25 protein-coding genes and 1 riboswitch are annotated in these 26,977 nt (G+C 68.6%); of the genes, 13 read left to right on the top strand and 12 right to left on the bottom strand.

Going from position 1 to position 26,977, the window contains the following annotated elements:
• Positions 1 to 4: 4 nt before the first annotated feature.
• The gene (locus AO501_RS13965) at positions 5 to 298 is read left to right on the top strand and encodes a DUF3017 domain-containing protein (protein ID WP_055578287.1); all 294 of its coding nucleotides are present in this window, start codon (positions 5 to 7) and stop codon (positions 296 to 298) included.
• A gap of 5 nt (positions 299 to 303) precedes the next feature.
• Here the strand turns inward: AO501_RS13965 and AO501_RS13960 are convergent, their stop codons facing one another.
• Positions 304 to 735, bottom strand: coding sequence for a DUF732 domain-containing protein (locus AO501_RS13960; RefSeq protein WP_055578286.1), 432 nt, complete (start codon positions 733 to 735; stop codon positions 304 to 306).
• Between the two features lie 229 nt (positions 736 to 964).
• Between AO501_RS13960 and AO501_RS13955 the strand changes: the two genes are divergently transcribed.
• The 4 genes from AO501_RS13955 to AO501_RS13940 all read left to right on the top strand — a co-directional run bounded on the left by AO501_RS13955 (position 965) and on the right by AO501_RS13940 (position 8,271).
• Positions 965 to 2,422 (top strand): FAD-binding protein, encoded by a 1,458-nt coding sequence (locus AO501_RS13955; protein ID WP_055578285.1) that lies wholly within the window; start codon positions 965 to 967, stop codon positions 2,420 to 2,422.
• 103 nt (positions 2,423 to 2,525) lie between these two features.
• A complete protein-coding gene (locus AO501_RS13950; protein WP_055578284.1) occupies positions 2,526 to 7,310 on the top strand; it encodes a protein kinase domain-containing protein in 4,785 nt (1,594 codons plus the stop codon).
• Positions 7,311 to 7,408: 98 nt separating this feature from the next.
• Complete coding sequence (locus AO501_RS13945) at positions 7,409 to 7,714, top strand: hypothetical protein (protein WP_055578283.1); 306 nt, start codon at positions 7,409 to 7,411, stop codon at positions 7,712 to 7,714.
• The gene (locus AO501_RS13940; RefSeq protein WP_055578282.1) at positions 7,711 to 8,271 is read left to right on the top strand and encodes a carboxymuconolactone decarboxylase family protein; all 561 of its coding nucleotides are present in this window, start codon (positions 7,711 to 7,713) and stop codon (positions 8,269 to 8,271) included. The genes AO501_RS13945 and AO501_RS13940 overlap by 4 nt, the downstream gene beginning before the upstream one ends.
• Before the next feature lie 3 nt (positions 8,272 to 8,274).
• On the opposite strand, the gene AO501_RS13935 is transcribed toward AO501_RS13940, so the two are convergent.
• The 4 genes from AO501_RS13935 to AO501_RS13920 all read right to left on the bottom strand — a co-directional run bounded on the left by AO501_RS13935 (position 8,275) and on the right by AO501_RS13920 (position 12,529).
• Positions 8,275 to 9,006 carry a class I SAM-dependent methyltransferase gene (locus AO501_RS13935; RefSeq protein WP_055578311.1) on the bottom strand — a complete coding sequence of 244 codons (732 nt, stop codon included), beginning with the start codon at positions 9,004 to 9,006 and terminating at the stop codon, positions 8,275 to 8,277.
• Positions 9,003 to 10,142 carry a homoserine O-acetyltransferase MetX gene (gene metX, locus AO501_RS13930; RefSeq protein WP_055578281.1) on the bottom strand — a complete coding sequence of 380 codons (1,140 nt, stop codon included), beginning with the start codon at positions 10,140 to 10,142 and terminating at the stop codon, positions 9,003 to 9,005. The genes AO501_RS13935 and metX overlap by 4 nt, the downstream gene beginning before the upstream one ends.
• 11 nt (positions 10,143 to 10,153) lie before the next feature.
• Positions 10,154 to 11,515, bottom strand: a complete 1,362-nt coding sequence (locus tag AO501_RS13925; protein WP_055578280.1) for a bifunctional o-acetylhomoserine/o-acetylserine sulfhydrylase — start codon at positions 11,513 to 11,515, stop codon at positions 10,154 to 10,156.
• Positions 11,516 to 11,556: 41 nt separating this feature from the next.
• A riboswitch (SAM riboswitch) is annotated at positions 11,557 to 11,675 on the bottom strand.
• Between the two features lie 56 nt (positions 11,676 to 11,731).
• Positions 11,732 to 12,529, bottom strand: coding sequence for an alpha/beta fold hydrolase (locus AO501_RS13920; protein ID WP_055578310.1), 798 nt, complete (start codon positions 12,527 to 12,529; stop codon positions 11,732 to 11,734).
• A gap of 241 nt (positions 12,530 to 12,770) precedes the next feature.
• Here AO501_RS13920 and trpS point away from each other — a divergent pair, with 241 nt between their 5' ends.
• The 3 genes from trpS to yhjD (AO501_RS13905) are packed head-to-tail and all read left to right on the top strand — an operon-like array spanning position 12,771 to position 15,701.
• Entirely contained in the window at positions 12,771 to 13,790 is a 1,020-nt protein-coding gene (gene trpS, locus AO501_RS13915) for a tryptophan--tRNA ligase (protein ID WP_055578279.1), read from the top strand.
• A gap of 1 nt (position 13,791) precedes the next feature.
• Positions 13,792 to 14,673, top strand: coding sequence for an inner membrane protein YhjD (gene yhjD, locus AO501_RS13910; protein WP_055578278.1), 882 nt, complete (start codon positions 13,792 to 13,794; stop codon positions 14,671 to 14,673).
• Positions 14,670 to 15,701, top strand: a complete 1,032-nt coding sequence (gene yhjD / locus AO501_RS13905; RefSeq protein WP_055578277.1) for an inner membrane protein YhjD — start codon at positions 14,670 to 14,672, stop codon at positions 15,699 to 15,701. The genes yhjD (AO501_RS13910) and yhjD (AO501_RS13905) overlap by 4 nt, the downstream gene beginning before the upstream one ends.
• On the opposite strand, the gene AO501_RS13900 is transcribed toward yhjD (AO501_RS13905), so the two are convergent.
• From AO501_RS13900 to AO501_RS13880, 5 genes are all read right to left on the bottom strand, one after another.
• On the bottom strand, positions 15,685 to 16,044 hold the full coding sequence (locus tag AO501_RS13900) for a nuclear transport factor 2 family protein (RefSeq protein WP_055578276.1): 360 nt from the start codon (positions 16,042 to 16,044) through the stop codon (positions 15,685 to 15,687). The genes yhjD (AO501_RS13905) and AO501_RS13900 overlap by 17 nt on opposite strands.
• A 64-nt stretch (positions 16,045 to 16,108) precedes the next feature.
• On the bottom strand, positions 16,109 to 17,224 hold the full coding sequence (gene nagA / locus AO501_RS13895) for an N-acetylglucosamine-6-phosphate deacetylase (RefSeq protein ID WP_055578275.1): 1,116 nt from the start codon (positions 17,222 to 17,224) through the stop codon (positions 16,109 to 16,111).
• Entirely contained in the window at positions 17,221 to 18,570 is a 1,350-nt protein-coding gene (locus AO501_RS13890; protein ID WP_055578309.1) for a sugar porter family MFS transporter, read from the bottom strand. Before AO501_RS13890 ends, nagA begins: the two co-directional genes overlap by 4 nt.
• The gene (locus tag AO501_RS13885; protein ID WP_055578274.1) at positions 18,567 to 18,890 is read right to left on the bottom strand and encodes a hypothetical protein; all 324 of its coding nucleotides are present in this window, start codon (positions 18,888 to 18,890) and stop codon (positions 18,567 to 18,569) included. The genes AO501_RS13890 and AO501_RS13885 overlap by 4 nt, the downstream gene beginning before the upstream one ends.
• 20 nt (positions 18,891 to 18,910) lie before the next feature.
• Entirely contained in the window at positions 18,911 to 20,146 is a 1,236-nt protein-coding gene (locus AO501_RS13880; RefSeq protein ID WP_055578273.1) for a D-alanyl-D-alanine carboxypeptidase family protein, read from the bottom strand.
• Positions 20,147 to 20,272: 126 nt separating this feature from the next.
• Here AO501_RS13880 and AO501_RS13875 point away from each other — a divergent pair, with 126 nt between their 5' ends.
• The 5 genes from AO501_RS13875 to AO501_RS13855 all read left to right on the top strand — a co-directional run bounded on the left by AO501_RS13875 (position 20,273) and on the right by AO501_RS13855 (position 25,379).
• Positions 20,273 to 20,839, top strand: a complete 567-nt coding sequence (locus AO501_RS13875; protein ID WP_082658621.1) for a MerR family transcriptional regulator — start codon at positions 20,273 to 20,275, stop codon at positions 20,837 to 20,839.
• On the top strand, positions 20,836 to 23,139 hold the full coding sequence (locus AO501_RS13870) for a VIT domain-containing protein (RefSeq protein ID WP_055578272.1): 2,304 nt from the start codon (positions 20,836 to 20,838) through the stop codon (positions 23,137 to 23,139). The genes AO501_RS13875 and AO501_RS13870 overlap by 4 nt, the downstream gene beginning before the upstream one ends.
• A 122-nt stretch (positions 23,140 to 23,261) precedes the next feature.
• Entirely contained in the window at positions 23,262 to 23,711 is a 450-nt protein-coding gene (locus AO501_RS13865) for a 2,4'-dihydroxyacetophenone dioxygenase family protein (protein WP_055578271.1), read from the top strand.
• A complete protein-coding gene (locus AO501_RS13860) occupies positions 23,708 to 24,946 on the top strand; it encodes a cytochrome P450 (protein ID WP_055578270.1) in 1,239 nt (412 codons plus the stop codon). The genes AO501_RS13865 and AO501_RS13860 overlap by 4 nt, the downstream gene beginning before the upstream one ends.
• Positions 24,930 to 25,379, top strand: coding sequence for a YqhA family protein (locus tag AO501_RS13855; protein ID WP_082658620.1), 450 nt, complete (start codon positions 24,930 to 24,932; stop codon positions 25,377 to 25,379). The genes AO501_RS13860 and AO501_RS13855 overlap by 17 nt, the downstream gene beginning before the upstream one ends.
• On the opposite strand, the gene AO501_RS13850 is transcribed toward AO501_RS13855, so the two are convergent.
• Positions 25,354 to 26,682 carry an aspartate aminotransferase family protein gene (locus AO501_RS13850; protein WP_055578268.1) on the bottom strand — a complete coding sequence of 443 codons (1,329 nt, stop codon included), beginning with the start codon at positions 26,680 to 26,682 and terminating at the stop codon, positions 25,354 to 25,356. The two genes, AO501_RS13855 and AO501_RS13850, sit on opposite strands and share 26 nt — an antisense overlap.
• Before the next feature lie 22 nt (positions 26,683 to 26,704).
• Positions 26,705 to 26,977 (bottom strand): helix-turn-helix domain-containing protein (locus AO501_RS13845; protein ID WP_055578267.1); only part of this gene is annotated, 273 nt, incomplete at its 5' end.

The raw sequence follows: 26,977 nt of genomic DNA, 5'->3' as shown, positions 1-26,977 counted from the left end.
TCCGATGACGGTCCGGGCCATTCTGGGGCGCGCGGTGCGCGCCCAATGGCCGATCCTGCTCGTCGGGCTCATCTTCCTGGTGGCGTTCGTGCTGGCCGGTGCCAACTTCTGGCGCCGCGGCTCGCTGCTGATCGGCATCGGTGTCGGGGTGGCCGCCGTGCTGCGGCTGGCCCTGCCCGACGAGCGGGCCGGCCTGCTGGTGGTGCGCAGCCGGGGGACCGACTTCCTCACCACCGCGTCGGTGGGGGCCGCGATGGTCTACGTCGCGTGGACCATCGACCCGCTGGGGACGGGTTAGACCGGTCAGCTACCGGGCATCCCCGGAATTCCGGCCAGGCCCGGAATGCTGCCGACGCCCGGGATCTGCTGCAGTGCGCCCGGCACCTTGCCGGCGGCAACGTCGGCCATCACCGACGGGCAGTACATCTGGATCGCGATGGTGGTGAACATCCCGGCCATCTCGGGCGACATGCCGCTCTGGCTGGCGAACACGCGGGAAGCGGCGGTGTTGAACGACCCGCCGGGCTGAGCCAGGATCGGACAGACCGACTTGCCCAGGTTCTCGGCGTTGATCGGGTCGCCGTAGTTGACGCCGGCGTTGCTCAGCGCGGTGATGAATGCGTCGTCGACGGGGCTGGCCTCGGCCGGGGCGGCGAATACCGCGCCCGCGGTCAGCAGGCAGGCGGTTCCGGCCAATAGCCGGACGGTCAGGGGTTGGTGACGCCATGGCTGCATGGTGGGGCTCCCTCAGGATTGTTGGAGAGCACCCTCTGGCGGCACTCAAGCGACCTCTCGAACCTTCGTCCTTCACAGTCTCATTCGGGACACGATGGCGTAAAGGTTTGGCAGGACCGGCGTTTTGCGACCGCGGCGGGGCGGCCGGACCGACTTGCGGACACAATAGCGTCACGCTGTGCCGCGACACGTGGACGGAGGGTCGCTTCCGGTGCTCGGGCGAAGAACAATGCGGCTCATGATTTCTCGCCAGGCATTTCTTCGGGGGGCCGCCGGAGCGTTGGCGGGCTCGGCACTGTTCGGAATTTCCCCCGGGATTCGAGGGCCGCGCGCCTGGGCGGAACCGACCGGCGCGTGGAGCAGCCTGGCCTCCTCAATCGGTGGCAAAGTACTGCTGCCCGCCGACGGAGCCTCTTTCACCACCGCCAAGCAGGTCTTCAACTCCAACTACAACGCCGCCACCCCGGCGGCGGTCGTGGTGGTGACCTCACCATCGGATGTCGCGAAGGCCGTCGCGTTCGCGGCGGCCAACAAGCTCAAGATCGCCCCGCGCGGCGGCGGGCACTCCTACACCGGTGCCTCGACCGCCAACGGCGCCATGGTCCTGGACCTGCGCGGGCTGCCCGGTGGGGTGAACGTCGACAGCGCCGCCGGCACCGTCACGGTGCCCGCCGCGACAAACCTGTATGCGGTGCAGCAGGCGCTGGCGTCTGCCGGGCGGGCGATTCCCACCGGCAGTTGTCCCACCGTCGGGACCGCCGGGCTGACGCTGGGCGGTGGGATGGGTGCCGACTCCCGGCACGCCGGGTTGGCGTGCGACGCGTTGCGGTCGGCCACGGTGGTGTTGCCCAGCGGGGAGACCGTCACCGCGTCCGCCGAGGACCACCCCGACCTGTTCTGGGCACTGCGCGGCGGAGGCGGCGGCAACTTCGGGGTGACCACATCGCTGACGTTCTCCACCTTCCCGGTCGCCGACTCCGACGTGGTGCGGGTCGACTTCGCCCCGGCCGCCGGCGCGCAGGTGCTCACCGGCTGGCAGACCTGGCTCGCGGCCGCCGACCGCAACACCTGGGGGCTGGTCGATCTGTCGGTCAGCGGCACCGAGGGTAACTGCCATGTGCTGGCCACCTGCCCCGCCGGCTCGGGCCAGGCCGTGGCTCAAGCGATCACGAACGCGGTGGGCGCGCAGCCCACCGCGACCGAACGCAAGACGATGACCCACCTGGACCTGGTGATGTACCTGGCCGGCGGGAGCGCGACGAGCTCCCCGCGTGGCTTCGTGGCCGGGTCCGACGTGATCGGCACCATGAATTCGACTGCAGCACAAGCGATTGTCGCGGCACTCGGAAAGTGGCCGCCGGCCGGCGGACGGGCGTCGGTGATCGTCGACACGCTGAGCGGCGCGGTCGGCGACGTCGAGCCGGCCGACTCGGCCTTTCCATGGCGCCGGCACGCCGCCGTCGCGCAGTGGTACGTCGAGAACGGCGGCGGACAAACCTCGACGGCCAGCACCTGGGTGGCCACCGCGCACACGACGGTGCAACAGGTTTCGGCCGGCGGGTACGTCAACTACCTGGAGCCCAATACACCGGCGTCACGGTACTTCGGTGCCAATCTGGCGCGGCTGGCCTCAGTGCGGCAGCAGTATGACCCGAACGGGCTGATGTATTCGGGGCTTTCCTTCTGAGTTGTCGGCTCCATCGCGCGATTTCCCCACCTCGACGCACGTCGGCCCGGTTCAATGGCGGTAGCCCACCGCAGTCGAGGGAGGCGGAAGGAGGGCGCGTCGGTTGGAAGCGAGCGAATTCGGTCGATACCAACTGTTCGAGCTGATCGGCCAGGGCGCCATGGGCGAGGTGTACAAGGCCCACGACACCGTCATGGGACGCGACGTGGCCATCAAGATCCTGCCTGGCGAGCGGAGCCGCGTTCCGGGATTTCGCGAGCGATTCAGCCGGGAGGCGCTGATCTCGGCGCGGTTGACCGAACCGCACATCATCCCCATTCACGACACCGGCGAAATCGACGGACGTCTCTATCTGGTGATGCCGATCATCCGTGGGCTCGATGTGGACGCCGCGTTGCGGCGCGACGGTCCGATGGCTCCGGCGCGAGCCGTGCGGGTCGTCGAACAGATCGCCGCCGCCCTGGATGCGGCGCACGCCCATGGTCTGGTCCACCGCGACGTCAAGCCGTCCAACGCCCTGATGACCGACCACGACTTCGTCTACCTGATCGATTTCGGCATCGCTCAAGACAATTCGGCTTCCAAATTGACCACCGCGAGCCGCACCGTCGGCACCTGGGCCTACATGGCGCCGGAACGATTGATGAGCGACGTCGCCGATGCGCGCACCGATGTCTACGCGTTGGCCTGCGTGCTCTACGAATGCCTGACCGGCGACCGGCCGTTCCCCGGAGAGCTTGTGGCACAACAGATGACGGCGCACCTGACCACGCCGCCCCCGCGGCCGAGCGAGCGCCGGCCCGGCGTGCCGGTCGGGTTCGACGACGTCGTCGCCCGCGGAATGGCGAAGGACCCCGCCGACCGCTACCAGAGCGCCGGTGATCTGGCGGTGGCCGCGGCCGCCGCTTTGGCGACGCCGCGGCGCGGGGAAGCCGGCGACAGCCTCGACCCTGTCGAGGTGGGCGCGCGCGTCGAGTCACCGCGCAGCGGTGCCGCCGCGTTCGCAGGACTGGCCAACACGCTGCAGAGCGGCATCGGCGCGGCATCGTTCCCGTGGCCACCGCCCTCGGAACCGGACCGGCCGCCCTATCGCGGGTGGGAGCAATTCCAGCCGGTCGACGCCGGGGTGTTTTTCGGTCGCGACGCCGAGTTGGTGCGGGCCATGGACGCACTGCACGGAATGCGGGACAGCGACGAGGCGCTGTTCGTCGTGCTGGGGGCATCCGGAGCGGGCAAGTCGTGTTTTCTGCGCGCGGGCATCGTGCCCCGGCTGCAGAGAATCAAGCGCAGCTATCTCGTGCTGGACATCGTCCGGCCCGAGCTCAGGGCGCTGACCGGGGCGTGTGGCCTGGCGCAGGCGATTTGCGCCGCCCGGCAGCGAGTCGGCCTGCACGAGCCGCCGTTGGGCGACATCAAGGACGCCTGCACCCGCGGCGACGCCGCGGCGCTGCGGACCTGGCTGCTGGAATGCCGGGACGCCGGGGGCTCGCCCGATGCGGCTGCCGAGCGCGAAGCGCCGACCATCGTGCTGCCGCTGGATCAGGCCGAAGAGCTGTTCACCGCCGACAGCGGTGGCGAGGCCGCCGGTTTCCTGGCGCTGATCCGAGATCTGGCGCTCGCCGGGGACGGCGAGGACCGGCTGCCGTTCATCGTGGCGGCGACCATCCGCACCGACCGCTACGAGGTGATGCAGACCGCGCCACAGCTTTCCGGGCTGCAGACCCGACAGTTCGATCTGCGGCCGATGGACGCGACCCAGTTCCACAGCGTGATCACCGGCCCGGCGCAGCGATCCACCGACGGTGGGCGTCCGCTGTACCTCGACGAGGATCTGGTGCGCCGCCTGCTGGACGACGCCACCGCCGGCGCCGACACGCTTCCGTTGCTGTCGCTGACCCTGGCCTGGCTGTACCGCGACTACGGGTCGACGGGCCGGCTGACCGCCAAGCCCTATGACGAGCGGGGCGGTATCGACGGCGTCGTGCAAGCTGAGATCCACGAGCTGCTGGCATCGGAACCCGGTGAGCGCGCCGAGCAGCTGCACCGGCTGCGGTCCGCCTTCATTCCGTGGTTGGCCACCGTCAATCCCGACAACGACCAGCCGATGCGACGGCTGGCGCGCTGGGACGACCTGCCTGCTGACAGTCATCCGCTGCTGGAGCGTTTCATCGAGCGCCGGTTGCTGATGAAAGACCTGCGCGACGGGGTGGTGGTCGTAGAGGTCGCGCTGGAAAGCCTGCTGCGGTTGTGGGAAGAGCTGGCCGGCTGGCTGGTGGAGGAGAGCGAAGACCTCAAGGCTGCTGACGCTCTGGAGCGCGGTGCCGCCGAGTGGCGCAAGAAGCAGCGTGAGGACGCCTGGCTGCTGCACGGCCCCCGGCTGACCGCAGCCGAAAACCTGGCCGCCAAGCCAGGATTCTGTGACCGCCTGAACAACGTCCGCGACTACCTGCTCGCCTCGCGCCAGCATGAGAACGAACAGGCGGCGCTGGAAACGCAGCGCCAGGTCGCCGAACTCGAGGCCGCCAAGAAGCTCGCCGCCGCGGAAACCCAAGCGCGCGAACAGGTTCAGGAGAGCGCGGCGGCGCTACGCCAGCGCAGCCGGATCCTGCGCGCGGTCCTCGCCGGAACGTCCGTCATCGCCGTCATCGCGGTTGTCGGCGCGGTGGTGGCTGTGACCATGTTCAAGCAGGCCACCCGCGAAGCGCGCAACGCGCTGGCCGCGGAACTCGATGCCCAGGCCGCCGCCGTGTTCTCCGGAACCATCACGGACAGCAACATTCGCGCGCTGACCGCCACCCTGGCCGCGCAGCGGTTGCGTTCGGACCCCGCCGCCGGACTCGGCGCGCTCTACACCGCGGCCACGGTGCTGAACACCACGCGCATCATCCTCTCCACGCCGGCCCCGGTCGCCACGGTGGCGATGAGCCCGGACGGGCGCGTCCTGGCTTCCGGTGGCGGCGACGCCGTCGTGCGTCTGTGGAACGTCAGCGACCCGGCACACCCGCGCCCACTGGGTTCACTGGGAGCAGTGGGGCAGGGCGCCGCGGTGGCCAGTGTCGCGTTCAGTCCCGATGGGCGCCTGCTGGCCTCCGGTGGCGCTGATGGCGCGGTGCGGTTGTGGGACGTCGCCGACCCGGGGCATGCGGGTCCGCTGGGCGAATCTCTGCAGGGCCAGGGAGCCGGGGTGGCCAGCGTGGCGTTCAGCCCCGGCGGACGTGTGCTGGCCTCCGGCGGCGGTGATGGCACGGTGCGGTTGTGGGACGTCGCCGACCCGCGGCATGCGGGTTTGCTGGGAGCGCCCCTGCTGGGCCAGGGCAAAGGTCTTACCAGTCTGGCTTTCAGTCCCGACGGGCACGTCTTGGCCACCGGTGGCAACGACGGCAGGGTGCGAATGTGGAATCTCGCCGACCCGGCACGTCCGGCCCCGCTGGGCGAACCCCTGTCGGGTCACACCCGCTTCGTGCAGGACCTGGCCTTCAGCCCGGACGGGCGGGTGCTGGCTTCCGGCAGCGGTGACGGCGACATCCAGTTGTGGGATTTCGCCGACCCGGCACACCCGAGGCCACTGGGTGAGCCGCTGCTGGGACACACCGGGATTGTGCAAAGTCTGGCCTTCAGCCCGGATGGACACGTCCTGGCCTCCGGCAGCGACGACGACACCGTGCGACTGTGGGACGTCTCAGATCCGGGACACGCCGGCCCGTTGGGCGGGCCCTTGGCCGGTCACAGCGGAAATGTGCCCAGCATCGCGTTCACCCCGGACGGACGCACTCTGGCCTCGGGGAGTCAGGACGGCAACATCCAGCTGTGGAACCTGGACACCGCGCTGCCGCTCCAAACGCAGGCCGGCGCCGTGCACAGTGTGGTGTTCAGTCCGGATGGACACACCCTGGCCTCGGGAAACGAGGACGCCACCATCCGGTTGTGGGATGTCGCGGACCAGGTACACCCGCGAGTGCTGGGTCAGCTGCTGCGGGGTCACACCGGCGCCGTTGAAAGTGTGGCGTTCAGTCCCGACGGGCACACCCTGGCTTCCGGCGGCGACGATGGCACAGTCCGGTTGTGGGATGTCGCGGACTCAGCGCATCCGGCTCCGTTGGGCGGGCCGCTCACGGCTGGCGGCGCACCGGTGCGCAGTGTCGCGTTCAGCCGCGACGGGCACACCGTGGCCTCCGGTGGTGACGATGCCACCGTCCGGTTGTGGAATGTCGCGGACTCAGCGCATCCGGTTCCGCTGGGCGCGCCGCTCACCGGTCATAGCGCGCCCGTGCGCAGTGTCGCATTCAGTCCCGACGGGCGCACCCTGGCCTCCGCTGGCGACGATGCGACCATCCGGTTGTGGAACGTCACTGACCATGCGGTGCCGCTGAGCCAGCCGTTTCGCCGGTATATGACCGCGGTTTACAGCGTGGCCTTCAGCCCCGACGGACGCACCCTCGCTTCCGGCAGTGGCGATGACACCGTCTTGCTGTGGAACGTCACCGACCCGGCGCGCCCGAGCTCGCTGGGCCGTCCGCTGCACGGAAACACCGGTTACGTCTATCAGGTGGCGTTCAGTCCGGACGGTCACACGTTGGCGGCGGGCAGCGCCGATCACGATGTGCAGCTGTGGGACCTGGAAGATCTGGCCCACGCGCACCCGCTGGGCCAGCCCCTGATGAGCGACACCGATTCCGTCCTCAGTGTCGCGTTCAGTCCCGACGGGCGGAGCCTGGCTTCGGGTAGTGCCGACACCACCGTGCGACTTTCACCCACCCCGCTCGACGCGACCGCCAAGCTGCTCTGTTCGAAGCTGACGTCGAACGTCAGTCACGAGGACTGGCAGCAGTGGATCTCGCCCAAGGTCGGCTACATCACGCTGTGTCCGGAGTTGCCGGTCGCGCAGTAGTGGTTTTCGGGCCGGCTCGATTTGACTATCACTCGGGTTCTCGTCACATCAGTGGCTCGTCGTTCGTCGTCATAGCGGAAAGGGGGAATACCACCGCAATGACCGACATCACCGAACTGCATCGGGCCCTCGTCGCCCGCATCCTCGGCAGCGCTGCACAGACTCCAATCGAGCTGCGCCGCGCCGCATTCGAGAACGCTGCTACCGGCGACCCACTCCGAACGTTGATCGACAAAGTCGCGCGCCATTCCCACCAGGTGACCGACGACGACGTCGCCGCCGCCAGGGACGCGGGTTTCAGCGAGGACGAGATCTTCGAGATCGCGGTCTGCGCCGCCGTCGGACAAGCCGGCCGTGATTACGACAGCGCACTGGCCGCTCTCGTCGAGGCGACGGGTCGATGAGACTCGCAGTCCTGGAACGCGGCCATTCCCTCCCGACCAGGGCGCTGTTCGCGGTGATCCGGCTGATGACCCGCCAGCCCGTGGTGGACGCCGTCAAGCTCGCCCTCTACCGCACCGACTTCTACGGCGCCGGGCCATTGACGCACGAGGCCATGCGCGGACCCTCGCAATGGTCCGTCGGCGACCGCGAGTTGATGGCTGCCGTTGTCTCCCAGGCCAACCGCTGCCCATTCTGCGTCGCCGCGCACTCCGCCACGTCCAGCCAGTGGTACGGCAACCCGGCCAAGGTGGATGCCGTCCTCGCAGAGGTCGACACCGCACCCGTCGGCGAGCCGCTGCGAGCCACCTTGCGCATGTTGGCCAAGCCCTGCACCGCGGATGACGTCCGTGCCGTGCTCGCCAAAGGCGTTACCCCGCAACAGATCAGCGACGCGCTCAACGTCGCCCTGGTCTTCGGCATCACCAACCGGCTGGCCAACGCCTTCGATTTCGAGGTTGCCGGACCGGAGGCCATGAACGCCGGAGCCAAGCATCTGCTCAGGCGCGGCTACCGGTGAGATTCAGGACAGCGTGGCCCGCACGCACACTGTGACGTACGGCAGCGCCAGCCCCGCGGAGTTCGCCAGCGCCGGGTGGGTGGCCAGCAGTTCGCGGACCTTGTCGAGGGTCTTGGTCCGTACCTCGGCCGGCGAGTTGATGCAGTAGGTCCGCGACGCGACCAGATCGATAAGTGCTTGGGGCGTCAGGTAATTCGTCCACTCCACCTGATGGCGTTCCACCTCGCCGAACGGCTCGGGCAGCGTCGCACGGTCGCGCAGCGGATCGTCGTCACGACCGATGATCTCGCCGAGTTCGCGCACCCAGCCCAGCCGTTCGTCCCGGGTGTTCCACACCAGACCCAGCCGGCCACCGGGCCGCAGCACCCGGGCCACCTCCGGAATCGCGCGGGCGGGGTCCACCCAGTGCCACGCCTGAGCCACCAGCACCGCGTCAACGCTGTTGTCCGGCAACGGAATCTCTTCCGCCGTGCCCAACAGCGCGCGAGTGTCGGGCAGCGATGCGGTCAGCACTTCCAGCATCTCGGGAACCGGATCGACGGCCACCACGTCCAGGCCGCGCTCGACGAGCCGGGTGGTGAGCTTGCCCGTCCCGGCACCGAGGTCCAGCACCTGGCGTGCGCCACCGGGCAGCAGCCAGTCGATGGCATCCGGGGGATAGGTCGGGCGTCCCCGCTCGTAGGCGGCCGCCGCCGAGCCGAACGACAGGGAGCGGTCACGCCTGGAGCGGGTCACCGCGAACACGCGCCTTGTGCGAGCGCCAGGTCGAGGGTCTCGCGGATCAACACACCGACGGCGTCGGATTCCACCAGGAAGCCGTCGTGCCCGCAGACGGACTTGACCACCCGCACGCCGCCGCAACCGGGCAGGAGCTCGGCCAACTCGTCCTGCAATCGCAACGGGTAGAGCCGGTCGGAGGTGACCCCGCCGACTACCGCCGGCACCGGGCACCGGGTGAGCGCGGCATGCAGGCCGCCACGCCCACGGCCGACGTCGTGGCTGTTGAGCGCCTCGGTCAGGGCCACATAACTGCCCGCGTCGAAGCGGGACAGCAGCTTGTCGCCCTGGTGCTCCAGGTAGCTCTGCACGGCATAGCGACCGCCATTGGTCGGGTCCTCGCCGTCCTGGGCGTCGTTGCCGAAGCGCCGGTCGAGTTCGACCTCGCCGCGGTAGGTCAGGTGCGCGATGCGGCGCGCGATCCGCAGGCCGTCATCGGGGGACCGGCCGGTTTCGTAGTAGTCGCCGCCCTGCCAGTTCGGATCGGCCTTGATGGCCGCGATCTGGGTCGTCTGGGTGCCGAGCTGGTCGCCGGTGGCGCGCGCCCCGACCGCCAGCAGCAGCCCGGCCCGCACCCGTTCCGGGTGACCGACCATCCACTCCAAAGCCCGGGCACCGCCCATGGATCCGCCAACGACCGCGGCCACCTGAGTTATTCCCAGCGCAGCCAGCGCGGCCAGGTCCGCCTCCACCTGGTCGCGCACCGAGATCTGCGGAAACCTTGAGCCGTAAGGCTTTCCGTCGCGGGCCAGCGAACTCGGGCCGGTGGAGCCACGGCACCCGCCGAGCACGTTGGTGGCCACCGCGCACCAGCGGTCGGTGTCGATCGGCGCACCCGGCCCGGCCACCCCGTCCCACCAGCCGGGGGTCGGATGCCCGGGTCCGGCGGGCCCGGTGATGTGTGAGTCGCCGGTGAGCGCATGCAACACCATGACGACGTTGTCCCGCGCCGGTGACAGCTCACCCCAGCGCTGAACGGCGATGTGGACATCGTCGATCACCGCGCCGCTCTCCAGCCTCAGCGAGCCGATGTCGACGACGCCGGTCTCGCCTTCGGCGGGCAGCGTCTGGGTAGGCACGTCGGAGATCGTCATGTCAGGTCTCCTCAGAAGGCCGCCACGGTCTGCGGGTCGCTGCCGGTCTTAGAGGCGCTATATACCCCGGCGGCAGCAAATCCACGCTCCAGGTCGGCCAGGATGTCGTCGATGCCCTCGATGCCGACGGCCAGGCGCACCAGACCGGGGGTGACGCCGGTGGCCAGCTGCTCGGCGGCGCTGAGCTGGGCGTGGGTTGTCGACGCCGGGTGGATCACCAGCGAACGCACGTCGCCGATGTTGGCAACGTGGCTGTGTAACTGCAGCGCGTCGACGAAAGCCTTGCCGGCCTCCGCGCCGCCGGCCAGCTCGAAGGCCAGGACGGCGCCGGTGCCCTTGGGCGCCAGCCTCTTCGCCCGTTCGTGCCACGGCGAACTCGGCAGTCCCGCGTAGTTGACCGACAGCACGTCGTCGCGGGCTTCCAGGAACTCGGCGACCCGCTGGGCGTTGGCGACGTGCCGCTCGATGCGCAGGCTCAACGTCTCCAGACCCTGGGCCACCAGGAACGCGTTGAACGGCGACGCGGCGGAGCCGAGGTCGCGCAGCAGCTGCACGCGGGCCTTCAGGGCGAAGGCCGGCGGCCCCAGCTCGGCGTAGACCACGCCGTGGTAACTGGGGTCGGGGGTGGTGAAGCCGGGGAAGCGGCCCTGGGTCCAGTCGAAGGTTCCGCCGTCGACGATCACCCCGGCGATCGCCGAGCCGTGCCCGCCCAGGTATTTGGTTGCCGAGTGGACCACCACGTCGGCGCCCTGGGCCAGCGGCTGGATCAGGTACGGCGTGGCGATGGTGTTGTCGACGATCAGCGGCACCCCGTTGCGGTGCGCGACCTCGGCGACGGCCGGGGTGTCCAGGATGTCGATCTGCGGGTTGGAGATGGTCTCGGCGAAGAACGCCTTGGTGTTCGGCCGGACCTCGGCCTGCCAGGCGTCCAGGTCGTCGGGATCGGAGACGAAGCTGACCTCGATACCGAGCTTGGCAAGCGAGTAGTGGAACAGGTTGTAGGTGCCGCCGTAGAGCCGGGGACTGGACACGATGTGATCACCGGCACCGGCGACGTTCAGGATCGCGAACGTCTCCGCCGCCTGCCCGGAGGACAGGAACAGCGCCGCGACGCCTCCCTCGAGGGCGGCGATGCGCTGCTCGACCACGTCGGTGGTCGGATTACCGATGCGGGTGTAGATGTTGCCCGGCTCAGCCAGCGAGAAGAGTGCGGCGGCGTGTGCGACGTTGTCGAAGGTGTACGACGTGGTCTGGTAGATCGGCAGGGCGCGCGCGTTCGTCGTCGGGTCCGGCCGCTGGCCGGCGTGAATCTGCTTGGTCTCGAAGGACCACTGCGCGGTCGGGTCCGTCTCGGTGGTGCCGTCAGTGCTCATGAGAATGCTCCCCTGTCTGGCTCAGGGGTCCGATCACGGCGGACCCGCGCTTGCCGCGTAGCCGTTGCGGCTACTCAACCTGGTCATCACCCGGGGCACCCCACCGCGGTTGGAGGGTTGCCGGCCAGCAAGCCGGGGCTAAACGCTGGCACTCATGACCGATTCGCAGCTTATCGTATGGCTGCTGTGTCCCGCCAAATCGACGGGCGAGGCGGCTCAGCCGGCCGGCGGTTCGAGGGCGCGAACGGGCGGCGAGACTTCTTCCAGGAACTCCAGGATCACCTCGGTGACGCGGCCCGGCGCCTCGAACATCGGTACGTGCCCGACGTTTTCGAGCACGGTGAACTGGTGGTCGTCCGGCAGGTGGTGGCGGAAGTGCTTGCTGAACCTGGGCGACGGGACGATGCGGTCCTTGGTGCAGATCACCAGATGTGCCGGCACGGCGTTCTCGGCCAGTTCCTGCAGACCGGGCATCAGCAACGCCTTGAGCAGTAGCTGGAAGTAGGCCGGGCAGTGCGCGACGTCGTCGATGATGACGCTGAGCTCGCGCTCGCTGACGCCCTCGGGTTTCGCGCTGATGGCGTACGTGGCCAGGTGACGGCTGAACGGCACGCGCATGACGTTCGGGCCGAACAGCCAGGCGAACACCAGCAGCGGAATGCCCAGGATGAACTTGGCGATCACCTCGAACTTGGCCGGGCTCCAGCGCGTCCAGCCGCCGGCCGGGGCGATGCCGGTGACGCTGCGGGCGCGGCCGCGCCGCTCCAGTTCGAACGCGACCCATCCGCCCAGCGAGTTGCCGACGATGTGGGCGGTCTCCCAGCCGAGCTCGTCCATCTGACGTTCGACGTGGTCGGCCAGGACCTGCGAGGACAGGAACCAGGTGCCGGCGCGGGGGCCGCCGTTGTGGGCGGCCATGGTGGGTGCGAACACCTCGTAGCGGCCGGTGTCGGCCAGTTGTTGGGCGACGACCTCCCACACCGTCTGGGACATCAGGAACGGGTGCAGCAGCAGGATCGGCTCCGCAGAGCCGTCCGTGGGTCCGAGGTGGATGGGCTGCCGGGTGGCGCCCGCCGATGACGGTCTACGCAGACGGAGCATAAATCCGACAGTAAATGCGGTACCGCCGGTACCGCAAGCCGCCCCCCGGACCCCCGGTCGTCGCCCAGAGTGAAGCTGTCTTCACGCTCGACGCCGAGCGTGAAGACAGCTTCACGTTCGGTGCTTGAGGGGCCCGTGAAAAGATCGGGGCATCATGAGCACCCCTACCGGAACCCGCCGGATCTTCTCCGGCGTGCAGCCCACCTCCGACTCTCTCCACCTCGGCAACGCCCTGGGCGCGGTGGCCCAGTGGGTGGGGCTGCAGGACGGGTACGAGGCGTTCTTCTGCGTCGTCGACCTGCATGCCATCACCATTCCGCAGGACCCCGAGGCGCTGCGGCGCCGCACGCTGATCACCGCCGCGCAATACCTGGCGCTGGGCATCGACCCCAACAGCGCCACCATCTTCGTGCAGAGCCACGTGCCGGCCCACAGCCAGCTGGCGTGGGTGCTGGGCTGCTTCACCGGCTTCGGCCAGGCCTCGCGGATGACGCAGTTCAAGGACAAGTCGACCAAGCAGGGCGCCGACTCCACCACCGTCGGACTCTTCACCTACCCGGTGCTGCAGGCCGCCGACGTGCTGGCCTATGACACCGATCTGGTGCCGGTGGGGGAGGACCAGCGCCAGCACCTGGAGTTGGCGCGCGACATCGCGCAACGGTTCAACAGCCGCTTCCCGGACACCTTCGTGGTTCCCGACGTGCTGATCCCCAAGGTCACCGCCAAGATCTACGATCTGCAGGACCCGACGTCGAAGATGAGTAAATCGGCGTCCACCGACGCCGGACTGATCAGCCTGCTCGACGATCCGGCCAAGTCCGCCAAGAAGATTCGTTCGGCGGTCACCGACAGCGAGCGCGAGATCCGCTATGACCCGGTGGCCAAGGCCGGTGTCTCGAACCTGCTGAGCATCCAGTCGGCGGTCACCGGGGTCGCGATCGACACTCTGGTCGACGGCTACGCCGGGCGTGGCTACGGCGACCTGAAGAAGGACACGGCCGAGGCGGTCGTCGAATACATCAGGCCGATCAGGGACCGGGTGGCGGAGCTGACGGCCGATCCGGCCGAGTTGGAGTCGGTGCTCGCCGCCGGCGCGCAGCGCGCCAACGATGTCGCCAGCAAAACCTTGCAGCGGGTCTACGATCGGTTAGGTTTCCTGCCGCAAAGGGAATGAATTGACCGTCGATCAGCAGACCGAGCCAGGGTTCCTGGATCGGCTCCGGGCGCGGTATGGCTGGCTGGACCATTTCATTCGCGCCTTTCTGCACTTCAGAGCGTGCAATGGCAACCTCTTCGCGGCGGGTCTCACCTACTACACGCTGATCGCGTTGTTTCCTTTGCTGATGATCGGTTTCGCGGTGGGCGGCTTCGCATTGTCGCGGCGTCCGCAACTGGTCGACGCGATCGACGATCGCACCCGGTCCTGGGTGTCGCCCGAGCTGGGGCAGCAATTGGTCACGTTGATGAACTCGGCGATCAAGGCGCACACCTCCGTTGGCGTGATCGGGCTGGTCTTCGCGGCGTGGATGGGCCAGACCTGGATGTACCGGCTGCGGGAAGCGTTGTGCAGGATCTGGGGCCATCAGCCCGACAGGCTGGGCTTCGCGCGCACCATCGCGTCCGATCTGTCCGCGGTGCTGGGCACCTTCGCGGTGGTGGTGGCCAGCATGACGCTCGCCGCGCTGGCCCATGCTGAGCCGATGAAGATGGTGCTGAATCTGCTTGGCATACCTGAACTTTCGGTATTCCACTGGGTATTCCGCACCATCTCGGTGGTGATATCTTTCCTGGTGTCGTGGCTGGTGTTCAGCTGGGTCATCGTTCGCTTACCGCGGGAGTCGGTTGGTGTGGCCACCTCGATGCGGGCGGGTCTGATGGCGGCCGTCGGGTTCGAGTTGTTCAAATGGGTGGGCTCGCTGTACCTGCGGATGGTGCTGCGCAGCGTCGCGGGGGCGACGTTCGGGCCGCTGTTGGGCCTCCTGATATTCGCCTATGTCACCTGGGTTTTGGTGCTGTACAGCACAGCCTGGGCCGCGACCGCGCCAGGTGCGACGTGACCGAGCCGACTGACAAGCCCGGGTTTTTGCAGCGGCTGCGCACCCGCCACCCGCGGTTGGACCATATCCTGCGGGCATACCAGCGCTTCGCCAAGCAGAAGGGCACGTTCTTCGCGGCGGGCCTGACGTACTACACCATCTTCGCGCTGTTCCCGTTGCTGATGGTGGGTTTCGCGGCGGCGGGCTACGTGCTGGCGGGCCGGCCGCAGTTGTTGCAGACGATCGACGGCCGGATCCGGTCCGCGGTGTCCGGCGAATTGGGGCAGCAGATGGTCGATCTGATCAACTCGGCGATCGATGCGCGCACATCGGTCGGGTTGATCGGTCTGGCCACGGCGGCCTGGGCCGGGCTCGGCTGGATGTGGCATCTGCGCGAGGCGCTCAGCGAGATGTGGGAACAACACATCGAGCCCGACGGTTATGTGCGCACCAAGCTGTCCGATCTGGCCGCGATGGTGGGTACCTTCCTGGTGATCATGGTCACGGTCGCGCTGAGCGCGCTGGGGCAGAAGAGACCGATGGCGGCTGTCCTGAGATGGCTTCACATTCCTGACTATTCGGTGTTCGACGAGATCTTCCGGGGTGTGTCCGTACTGGTCTCGGTGCTGGTGACGTGGCTTCTCTTCACCTGGATGATCGCCAGGCTGCCTCGGGAGTCGGTGCGTTTCACCACCTCCGTCCGGGCCGGGCTGATGGCGGCGCTGGGTTTCGAGGTGTTCAAACAGGTGGGTTCGCTCTACCTGCAGACGGTGGTGCGCAGCCCGGCGGGAGCGGCGTTCGGTCCGGTTCTGGGGTTGATGGTGTTCGCGTTCGTGACGTGGTCGCTGCTGTTGTTCAGCACCGCGTGGGCGGCCACGGCGGCACCAGAGGACCCGCGCGACAGGCACGTCGACCCGCCGCCGCCGGCGGTCATCAGTCCGCGAGTCACGGTCGAGGAAGGGTTGCGTCCGCGCCAGACGGTGGCCGCGATGGCGGCGGGAGCCGTTGGCGCGCTGACGCTTTCGCGGGTCTTCAGGCGCCGCCGCTGAGTTCGGTGCGCATCCTGGCGGCGAACGCGGTAACGGCTTTGAGCGGACGCATCATCACGGTGATCTCATCGACCAGTCCGTCGTCGTCGGTGTGCAGGAAATCGCAGCCCTGGATGTCCAGTCCGTCGACGGTCGCTCTGAACATGAGCGCGCCGTCCAGCTCCCGCTCGAACCGGAAGTCGTCGAGCACCTTGGCGACGGTGCCGACCACCGTCGCGATCACGGCACGGCCGCGGTAGGGCCGCTGCGCGATGGGGCTGTGCAGCACTCCATCTTCGGCGAAGATGTCGCCGATGGTGTCGAACTGACCGCCCTCGACGGCGGTGCGGAACGGGTGCGTCATGGTGGCTCCAATCGTTTCGGATACACAGCTATGACGCGCCGGGCCGCCCAGGTGTGACAGCCGGTTATCGATCGCCCCGCCAGGAGCCTTCGACCATGACCTCGCGCACCCGCAGATCCTGGCCCAGCACAACCAGATTCGCGTGGTAGCCGGCGCGGATGGCGCCCACCCCGTCGAGTCCGAGCGCACGGGCCGGGGTGGCCGAGGTCGTCCGCACTGCGGCAGCCAGGCCCGCGCCCTCGGCCACGGCGCGGAAGAGTTGATCCATGGTCGCCAAACTGCCCGCGATGGTGGAGGTGCCGCGCACCGTGGCCACTCCGCCGGCGACGACGACCGGCACCGTTCCCAGCCGGTACTCACCGTCACCGCTGCCGGCCGCCGCGGTCGCATCGGTGATCACCGCGACGCGGTCGGGCCCGGCCCACTGCAGCACCGCATGGACCATCTCGGGGCGCACGTGCACGCCGTCGGCGATCAGTTCGACCGTCACCGCCGGGTTCTGCAGCAGGGCCAGCGCCGGTCCGGGTTCCCGGTGACCCATCGGCGGCATCGCGTTGAACAGGTGGGTGCCGACGGTGGCGCCCAGGGCGATCGCATGCTGGGTCTGCTCATAGGTCGCCTCGGTATGTCCAAGCGCGACAACGACACCCGCGTCCAGGAAACGCCGGATCGCGTCGTCGCTGCCGGGTAACTCGGGCGCCAGGGTGACCATCCGGATGGTGCCGTCGGCGGCGGTGAGCACGGCCTCGATCTCGGCGGGGTCCGGGTGCCGGATCTGGGTGTGGTCGTGGGCGCCGCAGCGCGCCGTGCTGAGCCACGGTCCCTCCAGATGGGTGCCCGCCACGACGCCCTGCCTGGTCGCGTCGGCCAGCAGGCGCACAGCCGACAGCAACTCGGCCGGGGCGGCGGTGACCAGACTGGCCAGGGTGGTGGTGGTGCCGTGGCCCCGGTGGAATCGCGCGGCCGCCGCCGGCGCGTCGCCGAACGACGCGCCGCCACCACCGTGCACGTGCATGTCGATAAAGCCGGGCACCACAAGGGAATCCGGCAGCACCAGGTCGGCCGGTGCGGGCGGCGCTCCGGTGCCGCAGGCGGCGATCCGCCGGCCGTCGATATGCACCCAGCCCGGCCGGCAGACCTCGTCGTCCGCGACGACGGTGCCCGCACTGATCAGTGTCACGGGTCCGCGGTGGGCCAGCGGCCACCGTTCTCCCAGAACTGCCGGATGTCCTCGAGTTCGCGGCCTTTGGTCTCCGGCGCGAACCGGTACACCACAACGAAGGCCACCACCGTCAACCCGGCGAACACCGCGAAAACCCCTGCGCCGCCGAGCAGCTGCAGCATGGTGAGAAAGAATCCGGCGATCAGCGCGTTGCCCGTCAGCGTCGAGGTGAGCATCACACTGGACCCCAGCGAGCGTAGGCGCGAGGGGAAACTCTCGCCGGCGTACACCCACACCAGCGAACCGAAGCCGAAGTTGAAGCCGACGATGAACAGCAGGATGCCGCCGAACCCGAGGACCAGCCCGCTGCCGGCGCTGTTGGCGAAGATGACGATCAGCGTGGTGTCGGCAACGATCATCATCACGATGCCGGACAACAGAATCGGGCGTCGGCCCAACCGGTCCACCGAGAACAGCGAGACGAAGACGGCGGACAGCCCGGCCAGTTGGACCAGCGCGGGCAATCCGAGCAGCGCGAAATCGCCCTGGAAGCCCATTTCGGCGAAGATCGTGGGGCTGTAGTAGATGATCGCGTTGATCCCGGTGATCTGGACCAGGAAGCCGAGCGCGACGACGAACATCGTGGCCCGCAGGTACGGCCGGCGGACCATCTCCGTGATCTTCCCGCTGCCCTCGACTTCGAGAGCGTCGGCGATCTCGGCCAACTGGGTCTCGACGGCATCCGCAGGCTCGAGCCGTAACAGGGCTTGCCGCGCATCCTCGACGCGACCCTTGAGCATGTACCAGCGCGCGGTGTCGGGCAGCCGCATGAGCAGGGGGAGCAGCACGACGGCGGGCAGGGCGGCGAGTCCCAGCATCCAGCGCCAGGCGTGCGCGCCGGCCAGCAGGTAGCCCACCAGGTATCCCAGAATGATGCCGCCCAGGATCGTCACCTGATAGGCGGTCAGCAGCGAGCCGCGCACCGCTGTCGGCGCGGACTCGGCCACATACACCGGTATCACCACCACCGCGACGCCGATGGCCACGCCCAAGAGCAGGCGGGCGGCCAGCAGCATGGGCAGCGACACGGCGCAGGCTCCGAGGATCGCGCACAGCGCGTACCCCGCGGTCAGCAGGACCGTGGACCGCTTGCGGCCTATCGCGTTGGCGGTGACGCCGGCCACCAGGGCGCCCATGATCTGACCGATCACCACCATCGTGGTGAGCAGCTCCTGTTGTCGCGTGCTCAGATGGAAGTCCTGGGCGATGAACAACCGCGCGCCCGCGATGCTGGAAAGGTCGTAGCCGTAGATGACCCCGACGCCGGCCGCGGTCAGCCCGACCAGCAGCCCCCGGCCGGTCAGGCTTTGACCTTGGCTTTGAGGATGGAGATGACTTTCTCCGGGTCGTCGGGGGTGATGCACACCCGCACCCGGCGGCCCACGTCGATCACCAGCAGGGTCGACTTACGGCCGCGGCGGGGGTCCAGGGGGAACCAGTAGCGCGGATCGCCGGCGCCCCAGATTCGGCCCTTGCCGGTCGCCCAGCTCATCTTCTCGCGCCTGATGCCCTGGATGTCGGAGTAGGCGATCCGCTTGGCGTTGGCGAACGGGAAGTAGTAGCGGTTGACGGTGATCCCGTCCTCGTCCAGCGTGAGTCCGGCGTCTTGGTACAGGGCGGTCATCCGGCAGATTGTAGTGCTTTTCAGTGTTGTGTCCGGCCGTTCATCGAGCGTGCTACCAGGATCAACCCGAACACGACGACGGTCCCGATGACGGCGACGCCGACGCGGATCGGCAACGAGTCGGCCGAGGACATCAGACCCGCGGCCTGGTTGCTGTCGGGCGCCCGGCTGGCGGGGCTCGCCTTGGTGCTCACCAGCGAGGGGTCGGGTTCGATCAGCGAGCCGACCTGGGTGCCCTGGGTGGTGCTGAACCCGTAGTCCAGCAGGTGCGCGGCCTGCTCCCACGGCGCGATCGGCTGCCGGGTGCCGTGCAGCAGCACCGCCATCAGGCGCCGGCCGTTGCGGTTGGCCGCACCCACGAACGTCTGGCCGGCGTCGTCGGTGTAGCCGGTCTTACCGCCCATCGCTCCCGGGTAGTGGTAGAGCAGCTGGTTGTCGTTCTCCAGCTCGTAGCCGGGGTGGTCACCGTGGCCGGGGAAGTCGAAGGTCCGGGTCGCGACGATGTCGGCGAAGACGGGGTTGCGCCAGGCGTACCGGTAGAACAGGCCGATGTCGTAGGCCGAGGTGCTCATTCCGGGCCCGTCCAATCCGGACGGCGTGGCCACCCGGGTGTCGTGCCCGCCCAGCTTGGTGGCCAGCACGTTCAGCTTCTCCAGCGCCTGCTGCATACCGCCGAGCTGCATGGCGAGCGCGTGCGCGGCGTCGTTGCCGGAGTGCATCAGCAGGCCGTGCAGCAACTGGTTGATGGTGTAGGTGCCCCCGGCATCCACGCCGACCTTGGTGCCCTCGGCGGCCGCGTCGTCGTCGGTTCCGGGGACGGCCTTGCTCTGGCTGAACGCGTTGATCGATGCCATCGCGACCAGCACCTTGATGATGCTGGCGGGGCGGTGCCGGCCGTGCGGGTCGCGGGCGGCGATGACGGCGCCGCTGTCCAGGTCGGCGACCAACCACGCCTCGGCGGAGACGTCACCGGGCACCGGGGGAGTGTCGGGGGCGGCGATGATGCCGCAGCCGCTCAGCGCGTTGCCGCCGACCGGGGTGGCGGGCAGGGCCAGCGGCAGGGGCGGTTCACCGGCGCGGGGGACCTCGGAGGAGTCGACCGCCGGTGGGGTGTTGATCCGGTACGGGCAGTTGGCGGCCTGCGGATTCACCTCGGCGCTGGGCTCGGCGTTGGCCAGTGCACCGGAGCCGCTGATCGCGAAAACCGCTGCGGCCAGGCACGACGCTGCGCGTAGAGAGGTCCGTGTGGAGGGCATCGCTGTGCAGATTAAGGGATGGGAACGCCGAACGCCGGGAGCCGCGCTGTGACGGGTGGTGCGCAAGTTGCTAGTGCCGACCCCGATTTGACAGTGTCGAGATGGTATATGACACTGTCAAATACCATGACACTGCTCACCCTGCCCGAATTCGCCGCCGCGGCCGCCGACGCCGTTGAGGCGTCCGGTGCCGCGCCGGACAACCGGCAGGCGAAAGCCGTTCCGGCCGAGCGCATGGTCCGCTACTACACCTCTCGGGGCCTGCTGCCCCGGCCCGGGAACCGGGGCCGTGCCCTGACCTACGGACGCACCCACCTGGTCCGGCTGGTCGCGATCAAGCGCCTGCAAGGTCAGGGCCTGTCTCTGGACGAGATCGCCGAGCGGCTGGCGGCTATGTCGTCGGATCAGGTCGAGGAGCTGGCCGCGATCCCCGACAGCGCCATTCCCGACGGGCTCGGCGATCCGGAGCCGGCTCCCGAACCCGCCCGCGCGGCCGGGGCCTTCTGGCGCGCCGTCCCGCAAGCCGTCCCCGACGCGGCTCCCGAGCCGGCCGTCACCCGCCTGCAGGCCGTTCGGCTTTCCGACACTGTCACCTTGCTGATCGACGGGCCGCTGCCCGCGCTCGACTCGCTGCGCCGCGCCGCCGCGCCGCTGTTGGACCTGCTCGCTGATCCAGGAAAGGATTCTCCATGAATACCCAGGTGTTGCCCCTGTTGCCGGCCGAACCCACCCGACCGGTCCGGGCCGGCCGGCCCGGCTGCGGTCAACTGAGCGCCGACGACGGCCGCTCCCTGCCGCTGAAGGCGCTCACCGTGCAGACCGTGCTGGTCGGCATGACGGCCAGTTCGACGGTGCGGCAGCGGTTCGTCAACGCCGGCGACACCACGATCGAGGCCACCTATGTGTTTCCGCTGCCGGCCCGCGCGGGCGTCACCGACTTCTCCGCCGAACTCGCCGGCCGACGCGTGATCGGTGTGCTCAAGGAGCGCGGGCAGGCGCGCGCGGACTACGAACAGGCACTCGTCTCCGGCCAGCGCGCCGCGATCGTCGAGGAGGACCGTTCGGACGTGTTCTCGGTGCGGGTGGGCAATCTGGGCCCCGGCGAGGAGGCGGTCATCGAGATGCGGCTGACCGGGCCGCTGTCCTTCGAGGACGGCGAGGCCACGTTCCGTTTCCCGCTGGTGGTCGCGCCGCGCTACACCGCGGGGACGCCGCTGCCGGGTGACCAGACCGGCCCGGGTCTGGCGGCCGACACCGATGCGGTACCCGACGCATCGCGGGTGACTCCGCCCCGCCTCCTGGAATCCGACGAGCGTCCCGACCTGCAGATCTCGCTGAGCCTCGATGGCGCCGGACTCGCGGTGTCCGACCTGCGGTCGTCCCTGCCGACCACGGCGACCCGGGCCGACGGGGTGACACACCTGCAGGTGGAGCCGGGTGCGCGCGCCGACCGGGATTTCGTGCTGCGCTTCCGGGTCGACCGCAGCGAGCTGTCGTCGTCGGCTTTGGTGGTCCCGGACGAGGACGGATCCGAGGGCACCTGGTCGGTGACAGTGGTACCGCCCGTTGAGACATCCAGTGCGCCAAGGGATGTCGTGGTGTTGCTGGACCGCTCGGGTTCGATGCACGGCTGGAAGATGATCGCCGCGCGACGGGCCGCCGGCCGGATCGTGGACATGCTCGACACCGCCGACCGATTCTGCGTGCTGGCCTTCGACGATCGGATCGACACACCCACCGGCCTACTGGACGGTTTGGTGGACGCGACCGACCGCAACCGGTTCGCCGCGGCGTCGTGGCTGGGCTCGCTGGAAAGCCGTGGCGGCACCGTGATGGCCGAGCCGCTGTACAAGGCGGTCGACATTCTGGCCGGGACGGCGGAGGGCCGCCAGGCCAGCGTCGTGCTGGTGACCGACGGCCAGATCACCGGGGAGGACCACCTGCTGCGCACCCTGGCTCCCGCCGTCGGACGGTCCCGCATCTACTGCGTGGGCATCGATCGCGCCGTCAACGCCGGTTTCCTCGACCGGCTCGCGGGGCTGGGGCACGGGCGCTCGGAGTTGGTGGAATCCGAGGAGCGTCTCGATGAGGTGATGGCCCGGCTGGCCCGAACCATCGGGCGTCCGGCGCTGACGTCGCTGCGGGTACGTGCGGACGGGGTCTCGCTCCTCGACGACACGGTGACGCCGGCCCGCCTACCTGACGCCTTCGCAGGCATACCGTGCGTGATCTCGGGGCGCTACCGGGGTGCCGGCGACGTGACCTTCCACGTCGACGCCGACGAGTCGTTCACGACCGCGCTGCCCGCCAGAGTCGCACCGGAAGCCGTTGCGGTGCGGACGATTTGGGCGCGTTCGGTGGTCCGTGACCTGGAGGACGAGTACGCGGCGTACTCCGCCGACGACGAACTGGCCGCTCGGTTGGTCGCGCACTCGGTGCGCTTCGGCGTGCTGTCACGGTTCACGGCGTTCGTCGCGATCGACCCCGAGCGCACCGACGCCGGTCCGCTGACCGAGGTGGTTCAGCCCGTCGAGGAGCCATCCGGTTGGGTGACCAATGTGGGCTTCGCCAAGGCGGCTCACGCCTACGCGATGCCGGCACCGGCGGGATCGATGCCGGAAACGGCCGGTTTTATGCCGGCACCGGCGGGACCCGCGCCGGCGCTTGCCGGGGCCGCACCGGAGCAGGCACTGGAGCAGGCCGCGCCCCGCAAGCCCGCCACTCCGCGGCCGCTGGACAAATTGCTGAAGCAGGTCGAGAAGTCGATGCAGGTTCGGCGTTCCGGTCTGGACGCGGTGCTCGAGGAGTTGAGGCAGCATCGCGACGCGGCCGGCGACCCCGAGCTGCGGGCGGCGCTCGAGCAGTTGTGCGCCGCGCTGGCGCGCTTCCTGGCGGAGCCGAAGGGGCCGCAGAGCCGGCAGGTGCTGGTGGCCCTGGACGCGGTCAGGCGGGCCATGACGGAGCGGCCGGGCAAGCGGCGCTTCTGGAGGTGACGTGGTCGGTCGGCGATCGGCCCGCAAACTGGCGTACTAAACTTCGCGAAAAGATTGACACGTAATCTATTTCATATATTGTTCTCCTCATCGCGCGTCGGAGGGAGGCTTTCCAGGTGACGATGGTCGATGTCCCCGCCGCCATGCATGTCGGCGCCGACGAACTGCCGTTCGTCGACGTCGGTGACGGGTCGCTGCTCAAGGTGATCCACGTCGGAGCGGCTGAGGGCCTGTGGATCGTGGAGAACATTTTCCAGGCCGGCTATCAGGTGCAGCGGCACAAACACACCGGCCCGGTGTACGCCTACACCACCTCGGGAGCCTGGCGATACCGGGAGTACAGCTACGTCAATCGTGCGGGATCGTTCCTGTACGAACCTGCCGGCTCCGTACACACGCTGCAGGTACTCGAGGACGACACCCATGTGTGGTTCCAGATCTACGGGGCGAACCTCAATCTCGACGCCGCGGGAAATGTGGAAAGCGTCTTCGACGGAACCAGCACCCTGGTGAGCTACCTGTCCCTGTGCGAGGCCGCAGGTTTGCCCCGGCCGAACGTACTATTGCAATGAGCGCACCCACCGCATCCGGTCTTCTCGACCTCGCCAGCCCGGATGCCTTCGTCAACGGCGTTCCGCACGAGGTGCTCGCGGGGTTGCGGCACACGAATCCGGTGCACTGGCAACCGATGAACGGTGAGCCCGGCTTCTGGGCTGTGCTGCGTCACGCCGATGTGGTCGAGGTCGCCCGCCACCCGGAGGTCTTCTCGGCCGCCGAGGGCGGCATCGTCATCGAAGACCTACCACCAGTGACGCTGGGCAGGATGCGAAACATGTTGGCGGCCATGGACCCGCCCCGTCACCATGCGTATCGCGCGCCGTTGTCGCCGCATTTTCGCCCACGCGCGACAGCGCGTCTCGAGGGGCGGGTACGCAATATCTGCCGTGCGATCATGGCCGAAGCGCAGGAACGCGGCGAGACGGAGTTCGTTCACCAGGTCGCCGCTCCGCTGCCGACCCACGTCATCGGCGAGCTCTTCGGACTGCCCCGGAAAGACTGGCCCTACCTGCAGCAGTTGGCCGAGCGCATCACCTCCAATCAGGACCCGGACCTGGCGGGTCCGGCATACGGCGACGGCGAGGGCGGGGCCGAGATGGCGGCCTATGCGGTCGAGCTGGCCGCCGCGCGTCGGACGGCCGAACCGATCGCCGATCTGGCCGGCGCCATCCTCCACGGCGATTTCGGCGGCCGGCCGATGACTGACCTGGAGTTCGGCGGCTTCTTCGTGCAGCTGGTCACCGCGGGCAACGACACCACCAAGGGCATGTTGTCGTCGGGCTTGTTGACCCTGCTGCGACACCCCGACCAGCTGGCCGAACTGCGAGCCGATCCGTCGCTCATCGGGCGTGCGATCGAGGAGATTCTCCGTTACGACAACCCGCTGCACTATTTTCGGCGGACGGCGCTCGTCGACACCGAACTCGCCGGAATCCACATCAGGGCCGGCGACAAGGTGGCGATGTACTACACGTCCGCCAATCGTGACGAAACCGTCTTCGAAGACCCCCAGCGATTCAACATCCACCGCCATCCCAATCCGCACCTGTCGTTCGGGATGGGCGTTCACTTCTGCCTGGGCGCGCACCTGGCCAGACTCGAGGCCCGCGTCTTCTTCGAAGAGCTGTTGGCCACCTTCCCGGGCATCGAGCTCAGCGGCGAGCCGGTGCGGATCCGCTCCAACCTGAACAACTCACTGAAGCGCCTGCCCATCACGCTGACCGGGTCCCGTCGTGCGTCTGGTTTTTGAACGCCTCCGCTTGCTGATCGTCATCGCCGTCTGCGGGTTGGCGGTGACGACCCTGGTGACGTTGCTGTGGGCGTCTGGACGCGCCGTGGACCTTGTCGTGGTGTTGGCACATGGGGGGTGGCGCCAGGATTCCGCGGTGATCAGCCTGCTGGAAGTTGTCGACCTGTTTCTGCTGGCGACTGTGCAACTCATCGTGGCGCTGGGTCTCTTCGAGCTCTTCGTCGCCGACCTGCACCTGCCCGAGTGGCTGACCGTGCACAATCTCGGTGAACTCAAGCGACCGATCATCCAGGTGCTGGTGGTCATCGTCGTCATCAAATTCGTCGAGCGCATGTTGCTGACCGGCGCTCTGGAGACGCTGTACGTCGGCACCGCGACGGCGGTTGTCACCGTCGCCCTTGCGGTGTTCATCCGGCTGGGTGAGCGGACTTGAGTACTTCCCGCAGGATCGACTCGATGGTGTCGAACTCGGCCTGACCGCTGATCAGTGGCGGTGCCAGCTGGATCACCGAATCGCCGCGATCGTCGGTGCGGCAGTACAAGCCGGCCTCGAACATCGCGGCCGACACCCGGCCGAGCAGGGCCGAGCGTTCGTCGTCGGCGAAGGTCTGCCTGGTCGCCTGGTCTTTGACCAGTTCGATGCCGAAGAAGAATCCCTCGCCCCGCACGTCGCCGACGATGGGCAGGTCGTACAGCTTCTCCAGGGTGGCCCGCAACGCGGGGGACAACTCCTTGACGCGGTCGTTGAGGCCTTCGCGCTCGAAGATGTCGAGGTTGGCCAGCCCGACGGCCGTCGACACCGGATGGCCGCCGAACGTATAGCCGTGCGGGAACATCGTCTTGCCGTCGTTGAACGGCTCGAACAGCCTCTCGCTGGCGATCATGGCGCCCAGCGGCGCGTAGCCCGACGTCAAGCCTTTCGCGCAGGTGATCATGTCGGGTACATAGCCGAAGTCGTTGCACGCGAACATCGATCCGATTCGGCCGAAGGCGCAGATCACCTCGTCGGACACCAGCAGCACGTCGTATTCGTCGCAGATCTCGCGGACCCGCTCGAAATAACCCGGCGGCGGCGGAATAGAGCCGCCGGCGTTCTGCACCGGTTCCAGGAACACCGCGGCGACGGTGTCCGGTCCTTCGAATTCGATCGCTTCGGCGATCCGGTCCGCCGCCCACCGGCCGAACGCTTTGGCGTCCGCGGCATACGGTTCGGGTGCGCGGTAGAAGTTCGTGTTGGGTACCCGGAAACCGCCCGGCGTCACCGGCTCGAAGGGGGCGGTGAACTTCGGCAGGCCGGTGATCGCCAGTGCGCCCTGGGTGGTGCCGTGGTAGGCGACCGAACGCGAAATCACCTTGTGCTTACCGGGTTTGCCGGTCAGCTTGAAATATTGTTTGGCGACTTTCCATGCCGTTTCGACGGCCTCGGTGCCACCGGTGGTGAAGAACACCCGGTTCAGGTCACCCGGGGCGTACCCGGCGACGCGTTCGGCGAGTTCTATGGCCGTCGGGGTGGCGTATCCCCAGAGCGGGAAGAAGGCCAGCGTCTGCGCCTGCCGGGCCGCGACTTCGGCGAGTTCGGACCGGCCGTGACCCACCTGCACCACGAACAATCCGGACAGCGCGTCGAGGTAGCTCTTACCGCGGTCGTCGAAAATCGTGACGCCGTCGCCGCGGGTGATCACCGGCGGGGTGAAGTCCGGGCCGTGCCGGGTGAAGTGCAGCCAGAGGTTGCTCATCTCACCGATGGTAGGGACCCCGTCAGTTCGGCTCCTCGGCGCCGCGCATCAGCCGTGCCAGCGCGGCGCGTCCACTGACGCCGGCCTTGATACTCGCCCGGTAGATGTGGCTCTCGACGGTCCGTACCGACAGCGACACCGCCTTGGCGATCTGCCGATTCGACAGCCCCCGCGCCACCAGCACCGCGACCTCCCGTTCGCGGGCGGTGAACGGCGGCGCGAAGGAGGCCGCCGCGATCGCCGGACTGGTCGCGCCGCCACATCGGGCCGCCAAGCTGCGCACGCGGGTGGCCAG

The sequence above is a fragment of the Mycobacterium gordonae genome, assembly GCF_001417955.2.
Taxonomy (GTDB): Bacteria; Actinomycetota; Actinomycetes; order Mycobacteriales; family Mycobacteriaceae; genus Mycobacterium; species Mycobacterium gordonae_B.
This window is presented reverse-complemented; position numbering and strand designations above follow the sequence as displayed.